Origin of the sequence: Streptacidiphilus rugosus AM-16 (assembly GCF_000744655.1) — a bacterium.
GTDB classification, from domain to species: domain Bacteria; phylum Actinomycetota; class Actinomycetes; order Streptomycetales; family Streptomycetaceae; genus Streptacidiphilus; species Streptacidiphilus rugosus.
Map to the genome: position 1 here is coordinate 3,035,897 of NZ_JQMJ01000004.1, position 13,907 is coordinate 3,049,803.

The following is a 13,907-nucleotide window of genomic DNA, read 5'->3' on the forward strand; positions in this document are numbered from 1 at the left end:
GCGACTCCAGGGACGCGGCGGCCGCCGTGACGTCCGCGCCGGCGCGCAGCCGGGCGGCGACTGACTGCGCGCGCAGTCCCGCGCCGAGCGCGGCGCCGAGGCGGAGCTCGCCGCTCCGTTCGGCCGCGGACTCCTGCGGGGGCGCCTGCTGCTCCGTCGGCGGGGAGTCGACCAGCAGCGAGCCGACGGCCTCGGCCGTCTCCGTGAACTGGATCGATCCCGCCGCGCTGCGCGAGCCGGGGCCGTCGGCCTGGCCGGGGAACCGCCCGCCGAACGGGCCGCCGGGATAGGGGCCCTGGCCGTAGCCGGAACCGTCGTGGCCGCCGTACCCCTGGTCCCCGTAGCCCTGGTCGCCGTAGCCGGTGTCCTGGGGCGTGCCGTAGCCGTAGCCGCCGTGCTGCGGGGGCACGTCGACGTAGACCGGCAGTTCGTCCTCCCCGTCGTCGTCCAGCGGGTCGAAGCCCGACTCGTCCAGCACCGGGATGGGCAGCGGGACCAGTTCCTCCACCGGGGAGGTCGCCTCGATCAGCCCGTCGACGGGACCCTCGCCGAAGTAGCCCGCTCCGGCCGGCGAGGAGTCCGCGCTGTCGCCGTCCTCCTCCGCCGCCTCGGTGCGCGCCTCCGCGACCGCCTGGACCGCGGCCAGCGCGCCCTGGTAGCCGGTGCAGCGGCAGAGGTTGCCGCAGAGCGCCTGGCGGGCCTCGAGCTCGCTGGGGTGGTGGTTGCGCTCCAGCAGGTCGTGCACGGCCATGGCGAGGCCCGGCGCGCAGTAGCCGCACTGCACCGCGCCGCTGTCGGCCAGCGCCTGCTGCACGTCGGAGGGCACGCCCTCCTCGGCCAGGCCCTCGACCGTGCGGATCTCGACCCCGGCCGCGAGCGCCGCCGGCACCAGGCAGGCGGACGTCAGCTGGCCGTCGACCTGCACCGAGCACGCGCCGCACTCGCCCTGTTCGCAGCCGCCCTTGGCGCCCGCGAGGCCGAGCCGTTCCCGCAGCACGTAGAGCAGGCTCTCGCCGATCCACGCGTCGTTGACCGGGCGCTCCAGGCCGTTGACCCGGAGCGTGTAGGAGGCGCGCGGCGAGTCCTCCGCGCCGAACCCCAGCGAGGCGGTCAGATAATCCGTCACTTCAGCGCCCTCCCGAGTGCGCGGCGGGCCAGTACGGAGACGGTACGCCTGAGCCGTTGGGCGGCGGCCGCCGGGTTCTGCAGTGCCCCGGCTCCCTGGGCGCCGGACTCCTCCGCGGCGTCGGGGACGCAGGCGGAGGCGACGTACTCGCCGAAGGCCTGCGCCACCGCCGGGTCCACGGTCCGTTCGCCGTCCCAGTCGATGCAGCCGGCCACCCACTGCTCGGCCTCCAGCGGGCGCAGCGGGACCGGCGCGACGGCGCCCACGGCGCAGCGCACGGCGCGCCGCGCCGGATCGAGCACCAGGGCGACCGAGGCCACGGCGCGGGCGGGGCCGGTCCGGCCGCCGGACTTGAGGAAGACCTGGGGGGCGTGCAGCAGCGGAACTCGGACAAAAGCCAGCAACTCGCCCGCACGCAGGGGGTCCAAACCGGTCAGAAGGTGACTGACCGCCACTTCTCGCCCACCTTCGGGCCCGATCAGGGTGACCGTCGCCTCGAGAGCGGACAGCACCGGCAGCGTGTCCCCGGCCGGATGCGCGCTGACGATGTTGCCGCCCAGCGTGCCGACGTTGCGCACCTGCGGCGGGCCGACGGTGCCCGCGGCCTCGGCGAGCGCCGGGATCAGCGCGGCGAAGTCGGGGCGGGCCATGCGCGCGTGGGTCAGGCCGGCGCCGAGCAGCGCCGCGCCGTCCTGGTACTGCCAGCCCCTGAGCTCGGTGACGCGCCCCAGCCCGAGCAGCGCCATGGGGCGCAGCAGCCCGGCGTTGACCGCGCCCATCAGGTCGGTCCCGCCCGCGACCGGCACCGCGCCCGGCGACGCCGCCAATGCGCTGACGGCCTCGTCCAGCGAGGCCGGGAGCATGATCGTCTGGTTCACTCGTGTCCCACCGTGCTCGGGCCGCTCACGCCGCCACCCTCCTGGCCGTACGGTACGTGGAAACGCACCTGCTGCGCACCCTCCTGTGGTGGCGTGGAAGCACCACTGTGGCACACCGGGGCAAGCGGGGAAGCGGGCACTACCCCCAGGGGCGCGGGGAACCGGGCCCCAACGGGCGGAGCCGAGCGCACGCGCCGGTTCCCGCGTGCCCGTCCGTCGCGGTCGCGCGCGGACCGGGGCTACAGCGGGCGGCCGAGCACGCCCGGACGGCGCTGCCAGGGGCGGGGCCCCTCGGGTCGCCGGTACTCCACGCCGAGCGCGTCGAGCCTCGCGTAGTGCGTCTCCATCCGGGCGGCGAAGCCGTCCCAGTCGCGGGCCTCGGGATCGCGCGGCAGCTCGGACCAGGCGACCTCGGCGAAGGCGGCGAGGCGCGGGAACGCGTGGTAGTCGACCTCGCGGACGTCGTCCATGAACTCGGTCCACAGATTCGCCTGAGTGCCGATCACGTGCCGGGCCGCCTCACCGTCCTGACGGAGCTCCGGCGGCACCGGCTCGTAGCGGTAGACGTCCTCCAGGGTGCGCACGTAGCCCACCGGAATCGGTTCGTCGGCGTCAGCCGACTGGCGGTGGTCCAGATAGACGTACTGCTCGGGACACATCACCACGTCATGTCCCGCCCGCGCGGCGGCGATCCCGCCCTCGTAGCCGCGCCACGAGGAGACGGCGGCCCCGGGGGCCAAGCCCAACTTGGTGACCTCTCCTCCGGGCGCTCCTGACCCGCCGTCGACGCTCCCTTCGGCTCGGCCACCGCCTTCGAGGATCTCGTCCCAGCCGATCAGCCGACGCCCGCGGTCGGCCAGCCAGCGGTCGAAGTGACGGATGAACCAGCTCTGCAGCTCGTCCTCGCCGGCCAGCCCCTCCTGCTTGATCCTGGCCTGCGCGGCGGCACTGGCGCGCCACTGCTCCTTGGGGCACTCGTCGCCGCCGAGGTGCACGAAGTCGGACGGGAAGATCTCCAGGATCTCGGTGAGGACGTTCTCGTAGAAGCGCAGCGTGGCGTCCTCGACGTTGAGCACGTTCGGGTTGACGCCCCAGTCCGTCCAGGTGCGCAGGGCCGCGGTGTCGACGACGTCGTGGTTGCCGAGCTCGGGATAGGAGGCGATCGCGGCCTGCGAGTGGCCGGGGATGTCGATCTCGGGGACCACGGTGATGTGCCGGGCGGCGGCGTAGGCCACGATCTCGCGCAGGTCGTCCTGGGTGTAGTAGCCGCCGTGCGGGCGGTCGTCGCGGCGGTTGCCGTCGCGGAAGCCGACCATCGAGCGGTCGCGGGAGGCGCCGACCTCGGTCAGCCGGGGGTAGCGCGCGATCTCGACCCGCCAGCCCTGGTCGTCGGTCAGGTGCAGGTGCAGCACGTTGAGCTTGTGGGCGGCCAGCAGGTCGAGGTAACGCAGCACGTCCGCCTTGGGCAGGAAGTGCCGGGCGACGTCCAGCAGTACACCCCGCCAGCCGAACCGTGGCGCGTCCTGCACGGTGAGGTGCGGCAGCGACCAGCCGTCGGGGCCGGGCCGGACCTGCGCCCGCCGGAATGCGTCCGGGCCCAGCAGCTGCCGCAGGGTCTGCGCGGCCCAGAACACCCCGGCGGCGCTGCCGCCCACGAGCCCGATGCCGTCCGCGTCCACGACCAGCCGGTAGCCCTCCGCGCCCAGGGCCGGGTCCAGGGCCAGCCGGACGCCGCCACCGCCCGGGGGCAAGGCCAGCCCGACGGCCGCGCCGAGCTCGGCGCGGAGCCAGACGGCGACGCCCTCCGTGCCCGGCGCGGCGTCCAGCGGGGTGGTCTCGGTGAGCGCGAACCGGCCCGGCGCGGCGGGATCGGCGAAGGACTGCGGCGCGGGAATCAGCATGGCCTCATCCTGCCGCGCCGCCGCCGTCCGAACCACCGGCGAAAGGCCCTTTTCGTCAGGGACCTTTACTGCTTGTCGCCGCCCTTGTCCTTGCCCTTGTCGCCACCGGGACCCATGCCCTCCCAGATCTCCTTGCAGAGGGGACAGACGGGGTACTTCTTCGGGTCGCGGCTCGGCACCCAGACCTTGCCGCAGAGCGCGACCACAGGCGTGCCGGAGAGCGCGCTCTCCATGATCTTGTTCTTGTCCGCGTAGTGGGCGAAGCGCTCGTGGTCGCCGTCGCCGTGGGAGGTCTGCGGGACCTCCTCGATCAACGTGCCGGTGCCGGTTCCGGTGACGCGCTCGGGCTCAAGGGTGCTCATGCCGGGCAAGTCTAGTTCCGACCGCGCCGAACGAGTCGGCGCGGGGCCGCCGAGTCAGTTGAGGCTCGGATCGTCCGGGTACGTCGCCACGAGCGCCAGCTCGCCGCGCTGGCGGCGCAGCACCGCGCGCCACAGGCGCTCGGGGTCGGGTGCGGAGACGTCGCCGGGCTCGGAGTCCACGACGTACCAGGCGCCCTCCAGCAGCTCGTCCTCCAGCTGGCCGGGGGCCCAGCCCGCGTAGCCGGCGAAGACGCGCAGCCCGCCGAGCTCCGCCGCGAGCAGCTCCGGCGGGGCCTCCAGGTCCACCAGGCCGATCGCCCCGTGCACCCGGCGCCAGCCGAGCACCTCCTCCTCGCCGGGATGCTCCCCCGGCACCACGGCCAGCGCCAACGCCGAGTCGAGCCCCACCGGACCGCCCTGGAAGACCACGGCCGGGTCCCCCGCCAGATCGGCCCAGGACTCCAGCACCGCGCCCACCTCGACCGGCGTCGGGCGGTTCAGCACGACGCCGAGGCTGCCCTCCACGTCGTGGTCGAGCAGCAGCACGACCGCGCGGTCGAAGTTCGGATCGGTCAGTGCGGGCGTGGCCACCAGCAGGCGGCCCGTGAGCGAGACGGGCTCCGTCATGCCAGACATGATCCCGCAACCGGCCCGTGCGCGCGCCAGAACGCGCAGCGGGTCCCGGACCTGCTCTTGCGCCGGGGACAGCCGGAATGAGAGCTTCCCCACAGCCGCCCAGGGCCCATACGCGCTCCCGCCAGGGGCGCAGCGTTTTTGCGGCCGTAAGGAACCACGGTTCGGGCCACTACCATCTCTCAGGGTGCGCACACCCTTGCACACCCGCTCGACCGTCCCACCTCCGCCACCCCGACCACCCCAGGATCGCGAGAACATGACCGACGATGTCCTGATCGTCCACGGCGGCACGCCGCTCGAGGGCGAGATCCGTGTCCGCGGCGCGAAGAATCTCGTGCCGAAGGCCATGGTGGCCGCACTCCTGGGCCACGAGCCCAGCCGGCTCCGCAACGTGCCGGACATCCGCGACGTGAAGGTCGTGCGCGGCCTGCTGCAGCTGCACGGCGTCACCGTCCGCGCCGGCGACGAGGAGGGCGAGCTCGTCCTCGACCCGACCTACGTCGAGAGCGCGAACGTCGCCGACATCGACGCGCACGCGGGCTCCTCGCGCATCCCGATCCTCTTCTGCGGCCCGCTGCTGCACCGGCTGGGCCACGCGTTCATCCCCGGCCTCGGCGGCTGCGACATCGGCGGACGCCCGGTCGACTTCCACTTCGACGTGCTGCGGCAGTTCGGCGCGGTCATCGAGAAGCACCCGCAGGGCACGGTGCTGACCGCGCCGCAGCGGCTGCGCGGCTGCAAGATCGAGCTCCCGTACCCCTCGGTCGGGGCGACGGAGCAGGTGCTGCTGACGGCGGTGCTGGCCGAGGGCGTCACCGAGCTGGCGAACGCGGCCATCGAGCCGGAGATCGTGGACCTCATCTGCGTGCTGCAGAAGATGGGCGCGATCATCTCGATGGGCACCGACCGCACCATCCTGATCACGGGTGTCGACCGCCTCGGCGGCTACAACCACCGCGCCCTGCCGGACCGCCTGGAGGCGGCCTCCTGGGCGTGCGCGGCGCTGGCCACCCAGGGCGACATCTACGTCCGCGGCGCGCGCCAGCTGGAGATGATGACCTTCCTGAACACCTTCAGGAAGGTCGGCGGCGCCTTCTCGGTGGACGACGAGGGCATCCGCTTCTGGCACCCTGGCGGCGAGCTCAAGGCCATCGCGCTGGAGACGGACGTCCACCCCGGCTTCCAGACCGACTGGCAGCAGCCGCTGGTCGTGGCGCTGACGCAGGCCTCCGGCCTGTCCATCGTCCACGAGACGGTGTACGAGTCGCGGCTCGGCTTCACCTCCGCGCTCAACCTGATGGGCGCGCACATCCAGCTCTACCGCGAGTGCCTGGGCGCCACCCCGTGCCGCTTCGGCCGTCGCAACTTCCTGCACTCGGCCGTCGTCTCCGGCCCGTCCAAGCTGCAGGGCGCCGAACTGGTCATCCCCGACCTCCGCGGCGGCTTCTCGTACCTGATCGCGGCGCTGGCGGCGCAGGGGACCTCGCAGGTCCACGGCATCGCGCTGATCAACCGCGGCTACGAGAACTTCATGGACAAGCTGAGGGCCCTCGGCGCGCAGATCGAGCTGCCGAGCGAGCCGAAGTAGCGTTCGCGGGCTCAACGCAGCGAGCCGGTCACCCCGCTGACGCGGGGTGACCGGCTCGCTGCGTCAGACGCCGAGGGCTCACTTGCCCTTGGCGGCCTCCTTGAGCTTGGAGCCCGCGGAAACCTTGACGCTGAAGCCGGCCGGGATGTTGATCGGGTCGCCGGTCTGCGGGTTCCGGGCGGTACGAGCGGCACGGTGGGTCCGCTCGAAGGTCAGGAAGCCGGGGATGGTGACCTTCTCGTCGCCCTTGGCGACGACGTCGCCGACGACCTCGGCGAAAGCCGCGAGGACGGCGTCCGCGTCCTTGCGGGTCACCTCGGCGCGCTCGGAGAGCGCGGCCACCAGCTCACTGCGGTTCATGTGTACTCCATTGTGGTCTGTCGCGTTGCGATCCTCGGCTGCCCCGGAGGACCGCCGCCTCGGCTGCCGGGCCGACCCACCGTTCAGCGTGGCTGTGGTGGCGTCCCGACAGGCGATGGGGTGTGCCTGAGCACGAATCCTGCCCCCACTGCCGCCGGTAAAGCGAATCCGGCACCCGCGAGAGTCACACGAACGGTGCCAAGCGGCTCCGCCCGGACTCTCGCCGGTCACTTTAGGCCGACGTTTCCGCATCTGTCGGAAACGACGCGCCGAGTCCACCGTATCGGTTGCGCTCCGTAGTCCCCAAACAGGAGCCGTCCGGGGGCGCGGGGAACGGCGCGGGGCACCACCCTGTGCGGATGGCCCCGCGCGTCCGGCCTCCGCCTGCGTGGGTGGCTTGTCGCGCACGCAGGCGATCAAGCAGAGCCCCGCGCCCCCGGAGGTGCGACTAGCCGATGGTGGGAATGCTGCCGGTCTCGGACAGCTGGGCCTGGGCGGTGCCGTCGGCGACCGCCGCCTCGCGGACGGCCGCGGCGACCGTCTTGGCCACGTCGGCGTGGAAGACGCTGGGGATGATGTAGTTCGCGTTGCGCTCCTCCGCGCTCACCGTCGCGGCCAGCGCCCGCGCCGCGGCCAGCATCATCTCCGTGTTCACCGTGCGGCTCTGAGCGTCCAGCAGGCCGCGGAAGACGCCGGGGAAGACCAGCACGTTGTTGATCTGGTTCGGGAAGTCGCTGCGGCCCGTGGCGACCACCGCCGCGGTCTGACGGGCCACGGCCGGGTCGATCTCCGGGTCCGGGTTGGCCAGGGCGAAGACGATCGCGTCGTCCGCCATCGCGGCGATGTCGTCGCCGTCCAGGACGTTCGGGGCCGAGACGCCGATGAAGACGTCCGCGCCGTGCACGGCCTCCTTCAGCGAGCCCGTGCGGCCGCTGCGGTTGGTGTTCTCCGCGATCCAGCGCAGCGAGTCGTTGAGGTCGTCGCGGCCCAGGTGGACCACGCCCTTCACGTCCGCCACCGTCGCGTGCGCGACGCCCGCCGCCATCAGCAGCTTCAGGATCGCCGTGCCGGCCGCGCCCGCGCCCGACATGACCACCCGTACGTCGCCGATCTCCTTGCCGACCACCTGCAGCGCGTTCGTCAGCGCGGCGAGCACCACGATCGCGGTGCCGTGCTGGTCGTCGTGGAAGACCGGGATGTCCAGGGCCTCGCGCAGGCGGGCCTCGATCTCGAAGCAGCGCGGGGCGGAGATGTCCTCCAGGTTGATGCCGGCGAAGCCGGGGGCGATCGCCTTGACGATGGCCACGATCTCGTCGCTGTCCTGGGTGTCCAGGCAGATCGGCCACGCGTCGATGCCGGCGAAGCGCTTGAACAGGGCCGCCTTGCCCTCCATGACCGGCAGCGCGGCCTTCGGGCCGATGTTGCCCAGGCCCAGCACCGCGGAGCCGTCGGTGACCACGGCGACGCTGTTGCGCTTGATGGTGAGCCGGCGGGCGTCCTCGGGGTTCTCCGCGATGGCCATGCAGACGCGGGCGACGCCCGGCGTGTAGATCATCGAGAGGTCGTCACGGTTGCGGATCGGGAGCTTGCTCGACATCTCGATCTTGCCACCGAGGTGCATCAGGAAGGTGCGGTCGGAGACCTTGCCGATGGAGATGCCCTCGATGGTCCGCAGCTTCTCGACGATCTCGTCGGCGTGGGCGACCGAGACCGCGGCGATGGTGACGTCGATGCGCAGCGACTCCAGACCGGAGGCGGTCACGTCCAGGCCGGTGACGGTCCCGCCGGAGGACTCCACGGAGGTGGTGATCTGGCTCACCGCGTTGCCGCGGGCCGGGACCTCCAGTCGCACCGTGATCGAGTTGGAGACACTGGGAACCGCCGCCATCGACGTTGCCTTCTTCCTGTACCCGCTGCTTCGACTGCCGCTGTGGTGAGTCGTCACGATCGTCCCACCTACTCGTCGGTAGGCGGAAATATTGTTCCGCAGCGCGGACAGCGGGTGAGACGGGGCGGGATGTTTCCCAGGCGTTCTCCCGCGAGGGGAATGCGTTTCCGAAGAGCTTTGTTACTCTGGCTGTACGACACCGGCTCGATCCAAGCCCCCGGGCCCAACCTTAGTCGCCTAGAGCGACCACTTGCCGCGAGGCGAGCATGGCGGGTCGGTGTCGTACCAGACGGAGAATCAGCGCGGGCCCCCTACCGATCAGGTAGGGGGCCCGCGTCGTGCTGACCCCGCCTCAGCCGCCTCTCGACCGCGCGTCCGTCACAGCCCGGCCGCCCGTCAACCGTGCAGCAGCGCGGGCACGCCGGCCGCGTCCGGCAGGTCCAGCGGACCGCTCAGCACGGTCAGCCGCTGGGTCGCGCGGGTCAGCGCGACGTACAGGACGCGCAGGCCCGCGTCCGACTCCCCGGCGATGCCCGAGGGGTCGGCGACGACCGTCGCGTCGTACTCCAGGCCCTTCGCCTCCAGGCTGCCCAGGGCGACGGCACGGTCGCCCAGGCCCTTGATCCAGCCGCGCGCCTCCTCGCGGCGGTCCATCGGCACCACGATGCCGACGGTGCCCTCGACCTCCTCCAGCAGCCGGCGCACCTCGGCGCGGGCCGCCTCGCCCAGCGCCTCCTCGCGCGCGACCGCGGCGAAGCGCGGCGCGACGCCGGTCGAGCGGACCGCGACCGGCGGCTCGGTGCCCGGCGCGGCCTGGGCCAGGATCCGCGAGGCGACGTCGGCGATCTCCGCAGGATTGCGGTAGTTCGTCGTCAACGTGAAACGGCGCCGCGGCTTTCCCGACAGCGTCTCGTCCATCGCCGCCTGCGCCTCGGCCGGGTCGATCCAGCTGCTCTGCGCCGGGTCCCCGACGATCGTCCAGGTCGCGTTGCGGGCCCGGCGGCCGACCATGCGCCATTGCATCGGGGTGAGGTCCTGTGCCTCGTCCACGATGATGTGCGCGTAGTCGCGGCGCTCGGCGGCGGCCGCGGCCGAGCGCGCCTCCTGCTCCCTGCGCTGGCGGTCGCCGTACACGCTGACCTCGTCCAGGCCGGTGAGCAGGTCCATCGGGTCGACCTCGCGCGCCCGCGGCCGGTACGGCTCGCCCAGCAGCAGCTGCAGCTCGTCCAGCAGTGCCACGTCGTGGGCGCTGACACCGCCGCGCTCCTGCCGGTCCAGATGGCGCCAGGAGTCCGAGAGCAGCCGCAGCTCCTGCCGGCTGAGGACGCCGCGCGCCTGGCCCGCCAGCCGACGGGAGTCGGCCAGCGTGGTCAGGACCCGGCGCGGGGTGAGCGCCGGCCACCAGGCCTCCAGGAAGTCGAGGAACGCGTCCTCGTCGCCGACGTACTCGTCGAAGCTCTCCCGCTGGCGCTGCTGCTCCTCGCGCTCGTAGCGGTCCACCGGCTTGGCCCGGCCGCGCTGGAGCTGTGCCCACAGCGCGTCCAGCAGCAGCCGCCTGGCCCGCGGACGCAGCAGGTTGACGGGGGTCGTGCCGCCCAGCACGCTGCGGCGCAGCTGCCGCAGCGTCTCCGCGTCCAGCCGCAGCACCTCGCCCATCGCGACGATCCGCAGCTCGGCGGGGGTGTCCTTGCTGTCGAGCGCGGCGCGGGCGGCGCGGCGCAGCAGCGGCAGCATCCGCGAGGAGCCCTTGACCCTGGCCGCCTCGGGGCTGTCGTAGCGGTCGGCCTCCTCGCCCTCGATCAGGCTGCCGATGGCGCGGATCGCGACCTGCCCCTCCTCGCCCAGGGCCGGGAGCACGCCCTCGGTGTAGGAGACGAGCAGCGGGGTCGGGCTGACCACGAGGATGCCGCCCGCGTAGCGGCGGCGGTCGTGGTAGAGCAGGTAGGCGGCCCGGTGCAGCGCGACGGCGGTCTTGCCGGTGCCGGGGCCGCCGGTGACCAGGGTGGCCCCGGCCGCCTGCGCCCGGATCACCTCGTCCTGCTCCTGCTGGATGGAGGAGACGATGTCCCGCATCGCGTGGCCGCGCGCCCGGCCCAGCGTGGCCATCAGCGCGCCGTCGCCGACCACGGCGACCGGCTGCCCGTCCAGGCGCGGCTCCAGGTCCGGGCGGAGCAGGTCGTCCTCGACGCCCAGCACCCTGCGGCCGCGCGAGCGGATCACCCGGCGGCGCAGCACGCGTCCGGGCTGGCGCGGGGTGGCCCGGTAGAACGGCGCGGCGGCGGGCGCGCGCCAGTCGATCACCAGCGGCCCGTACTCGGCGTCGAGCACGCCGAGCCGCCCGATGTGCAGGGTCTCGGCGATGTCCGGGTCGGCCGGGTCGAGCGGCGTCTGCGAGGGGAAGCCGTCCTCCTCGGGACGGTCCGGCTGCTGCAGGTCGATCCGGCCGAAGAGGAAGTCCTCGAACTGGTTGGTGAGCCGCTGGAGGTGCCGTCCGGCCTGGTAGCTCTGCGCGTCGCGCTCGGCCAGCGCGCCGGGGGTGCCGGCCTGGGACTTGCGGTTGGCGTCGTCGAGCAGGAACTCCGCCTCGGCGAGCTTCTCGCCGAGGCGGTGGTACACCTGGTCGAGATGGGCCTGCTCGACCGCGACCTCACGGTCGAAGACGGTGGTCCCTTCCACAGCTCTGCGGTCTGCGCCGGTGTGATCGGCGGTCTGGTGGGTGGGCGAGGCCAAGAGATCCCCTGAGGTCCAACGTGGGCTGCTGCGCGTCCCCTGCAAAAGGGAACTGTTGATCCTACGCCCTCGGGCCGCCCAGGTGGAGGCGCACCGTCCGGGACGCCGCGCTCGGGGCCAGGAAGGCCAGCAGGGCCGTGGCCTCGGCCTCGACCTCCTCCTTGACGGCGGCGGGCCGGTCCCCGAACAGCTCGACCGTCAGCTCGGCGGGTGCGCCCTTCCGCTTCGGCTTGGCGTACGCCCACGCTCCGGCGAGCCTTCCGTCGACCAGCAGACCGGGACGGTAGCCGTTGCCGTTCGAGAAGAGCCCGATCCGGTCCGCCTCGTCCATGACCCGGCTCCGCCGGGCGTGCCCGATGAGCACGTTGTCGTAGTCCGGGAGGAAGCGCACCGGCGCGGGCGTCTCCGGATCGGGGCGCGGCGCGTCCGGCAGGTCGAAGAGCTCGCGGCCGGTCCCGGCGTCGGCGAACACCACCAGCTGGGGCCTCAGCTTCTCGAAGACCTCGCCGAGCCGGGTCACCCCGCACCAGTGCTGGGCGTCCTGGACGCTCGCCGGCCCGAACGCGGCGAGGTAGCGCAGCATGACCGCAGCGACGTCGGGCTCGCGCTGCGGCCGGCCCAGCCAGCTCTCGACGGTGGTGAGCGTGGCCGCCCCGCTCCGCCCCCACTCGCCGCGCGGCGTCACCTGGACCAGGGCGAACTTGTACCGCACGGCGGTGCCGAGCGCGGCGGGCTCGTACCCGGGAAAGCGCTCGGCGAGCGCCTGCCCGAGCCTGCCGGTGGCCAGCGGCCCGGCGTCGAGCAGCTCCCTCGCGACGGCCCACAGCGCGTCCGGCTCGACGCCGGCCAGCTGCGACCGGAAGACGCTGCGCTCGCCGTAGGGGGTGGCCTGGTGCACGGGCTGGGTGAAGGCCCGCAGGGTGAGCGCGTCCTCGACATCGTGCAGGTGCACGGTCCCGCGCAGGGTCGACATCCGCACGGTCTCGCGATTCGCCAGCAGCAGGGACGCCTCGGCGGGATCGAAATCGGCGATCCGCGACCAGAACGCGGTATAGGGGTTCCCTGGAATCTGCGACTGCATTCCGACCAGATGCCGCACCGTCTCCAGCGGCGAACGGTCCCCCCGCGCGAGCAGCGACTGACGCGCCATCAAGGCGCGATTCAGCGCCCGATCGTCCAGTGATCCCAAGACCATGATTTCAGCCTACGGTTCCCCGCCGGGGGCGCGGGGAACCGCGCGAGAAATCCACCCTGTGCGGATGGCCCTGTTCGGTGAGGACCAGCTGCTCGTCAGTGGCTTGTCGCGCAGTTCCCCGCGCCCCTGAGGTTGCCACCGGACGTCGTGCCCTATCGCCCCGCCGGAGGCGTACTTGCAAGATCCACCCGTCGCCATGTTGGGTGTGTGCATGACCGGAGACCCCGTCCTGTACCTGCTCGGCACCGGAGCACAACCCGTGCTCAACATCGCCGTCGCAGTCGAGCGCGCCCAGGTCGACGGATGGCAGGTGTGCCTCGGGCTCACCCCCACCGCCGCACGTTGGCTGCACCCCTATCTGCCCGGCCTGGAGGCGCTCACCGGCAGTCCCGTGCGCTCGCACTACAAGCTGCCCGGTCAGGACGACGTCTGGCCGACCGCCGACGTCGTCCTGCTCGCGCCGGCCACGTTCAACACGGTGAACCGCCTCGCCCTCGGCCTGACCGACTCCTTCGTCGTCGGCTACGCCGCTGAGGCGCTCGGCGGGGGCATACCCACCGTCGTGGTGCCCTGCGTCAACGCCGCGCTCGCCGCGCACCCGCAGTTCGCCCGGTCCGTCGAGACGCTGCAGGCGGCCGGCGGTCGCCTGCTGCTGCCGGAGACGGCGACCGCGCCCGGTCAGGACGAGACCCCCGGCTTCGACTGGGCCCTCGGGCTCGCCGAGGCGCGCGCCGCCCACAACGCAACGAGCCGCCCGGTGTGACCGGACGGCTCGTGCTACATGGGATTCTCTCGGTGGAGGTGGCGGGAATCGAACCCGCGTCCTGTGGTGCGGAACCAGGGCTTCTCCGAGCGCAGTCTGCTGTGCTTTTCTCGGCCCCGGCAGTCACGCAGACAAGCTGCCGACGGGCTCAGTCACTGTTTGATTTCCCGTACGTCCCCGTGACCGGGGCGGACGGTGGAGTTCCCTAGATTATGCCAGGGTCCGGGACGGGAACGCGCCCGGTCTGACACCTTCAAGGCCTCGCTCAGGCGGCGAGGGTGAAGGAATCGCGCTTGTTGTTGGCGATTATAGTTTGCGACACGTGGTTAACGAGATCATTGCCGCGTTTCTCGGCTCGCTTCTCCTGCCTCGACATCCCCAGTCGAAACCGATCACCCCCATGCAGGGTGCTATTCAGTTTTCAAGGCGCCGGATTTCTCCGCCGCCGGCCCTCGCGGTCTGGGGGACCGTCCGGAACGC

At 72.6% G+C, this 13,907-nt stretch carries 10 protein-coding genes, 1 other RNA gene and 1 pseudogene; 2 read left to right on the forward strand and 10 right to left on the reverse strand.

Features of this window, described 5'->3' with window-relative positions; all coding sequences use genetic code 11:
* Positions 1 to 592: 592 nt before the first annotated feature.
* From BS83_RS46595 to BS83_RS22715, 5 genes and pseudogenes are all read right to left on the reverse strand, one after another.
* Positions 593 to 1,078: pseudogene (locus tag BS83_RS46595) on the reverse strand ((2Fe-2S)-binding protein); the annotation flags it as partial.
* A gap of 44 nt (positions 1,079 to 1,122) precedes the next feature.
* Entirely contained in the window at positions 1,123 to 1,989 is an 867-nt protein-coding gene (locus BS83_RS46600; protein ID WP_084715051.1) for an FAD binding domain-containing protein, read from the reverse strand.
* 254 nt (positions 1,990 to 2,243) lie between these two features.
* The gene (locus tag BS83_RS22705) at positions 2,244 to 3,905 is read right to left on the reverse strand and encodes a beta-N-acetylhexosaminidase (RefSeq protein ID WP_037605401.1); all 1,662 of its coding nucleotides are present in this window, start codon (positions 3,903 to 3,905) and stop codon (positions 2,244 to 2,246) included.
* A gap of 65 nt (positions 3,906 to 3,970) precedes the next feature.
* Positions 3,971 to 4,267 carry a DUF3039 domain-containing protein gene (locus BS83_RS22710; RefSeq protein WP_037605402.1) on the reverse strand — a complete coding sequence of 99 codons (297 nt, stop codon included), beginning with the start codon at positions 4,265 to 4,267 and terminating at the stop codon, positions 3,971 to 3,973.
* A 54-nt stretch (positions 4,268 to 4,321) separates the two neighbouring features.
* Positions 4,322 to 4,903: a YqgE/AlgH family protein gene (locus BS83_RS22715; RefSeq protein WP_037605403.1), complete on the reverse strand. Its 582-nt coding sequence runs from the start codon at positions 4,901 to 4,903 to the stop codon at positions 4,322 to 4,324.
* 256 nt (positions 4,904 to 5,159) lie between these two features.
* On the opposite strand from BS83_RS22715, the gene murA reads away from it, so the two are divergent.
* Positions 5,160 to 6,491: a UDP-N-acetylglucosamine 1-carboxyvinyltransferase gene (murA, locus tag BS83_RS22720; RefSeq protein ID WP_037605404.1), complete on the forward strand. Its 1,332-nt coding sequence runs from the start codon at positions 5,160 to 5,162 to the stop codon at positions 6,489 to 6,491.
* 78 nt (positions 6,492 to 6,569) lie between these two features.
* Here the strand turns inward: murA and BS83_RS22725 are convergent, their stop codons facing one another.
* From BS83_RS22725 to BS83_RS22740, 4 genes are all read right to left on the reverse strand, one after another.
* The gene (locus BS83_RS22725; protein WP_037605405.1) at positions 6,570 to 6,851 is read right to left on the reverse strand and encodes an HU family DNA-binding protein; all 282 of its coding nucleotides are present in this window, start codon (positions 6,849 to 6,851) and stop codon (positions 6,570 to 6,572) included.
* 448 nt (positions 6,852 to 7,299) lie between these two features.
* Positions 7,300 to 8,739 carry an NAD-dependent malic enzyme gene (locus BS83_RS22730; RefSeq protein ID WP_037605406.1) on the reverse strand — a complete coding sequence of 480 codons (1,440 nt, stop codon included), beginning with the start codon at positions 8,737 to 8,739 and terminating at the stop codon, positions 7,300 to 7,302.
* Between the two features lie 396 nt (positions 8,740 to 9,135).
* On the reverse strand, positions 9,136 to 11,415 hold the full coding sequence (locus BS83_RS22735) for a HelD family protein (RefSeq protein ID WP_037609670.1): 2,280 nt from the start codon (positions 11,413 to 11,415) through the stop codon (positions 9,136 to 9,138).
* Positions 11,416 to 11,530: 115 nt separating this feature from the next.
* Positions 11,531 to 12,664, reverse strand: a complete 1,134-nt coding sequence (locus BS83_RS22740; RefSeq protein WP_037605407.1) for a winged helix DNA-binding domain-containing protein — start codon at positions 12,662 to 12,664, stop codon at positions 11,531 to 11,533.
* A gap of 211 nt (positions 12,665 to 12,875) precedes the next feature.
* On the opposite strand from BS83_RS22740, the gene BS83_RS22745 reads away from it, so the two are divergent.
* Entirely contained in the window at positions 12,876 to 13,427 is a 552-nt protein-coding gene (locus BS83_RS22745) for a flavoprotein (RefSeq protein WP_037605408.1), read from the forward strand.
* Positions 13,428 to 13,457: 30 nt separating this feature from the next.
* On the opposite strand, the gene ssrA is transcribed toward BS83_RS22745, so the two are convergent.
* Positions 13,458 to 13,827, reverse strand: a transfer-messenger RNA (tmRNA) gene (gene ssrA, locus BS83_RS42900).
* Between the last annotated feature and the right edge of the window lie 80 nt (positions 13,828 to 13,907).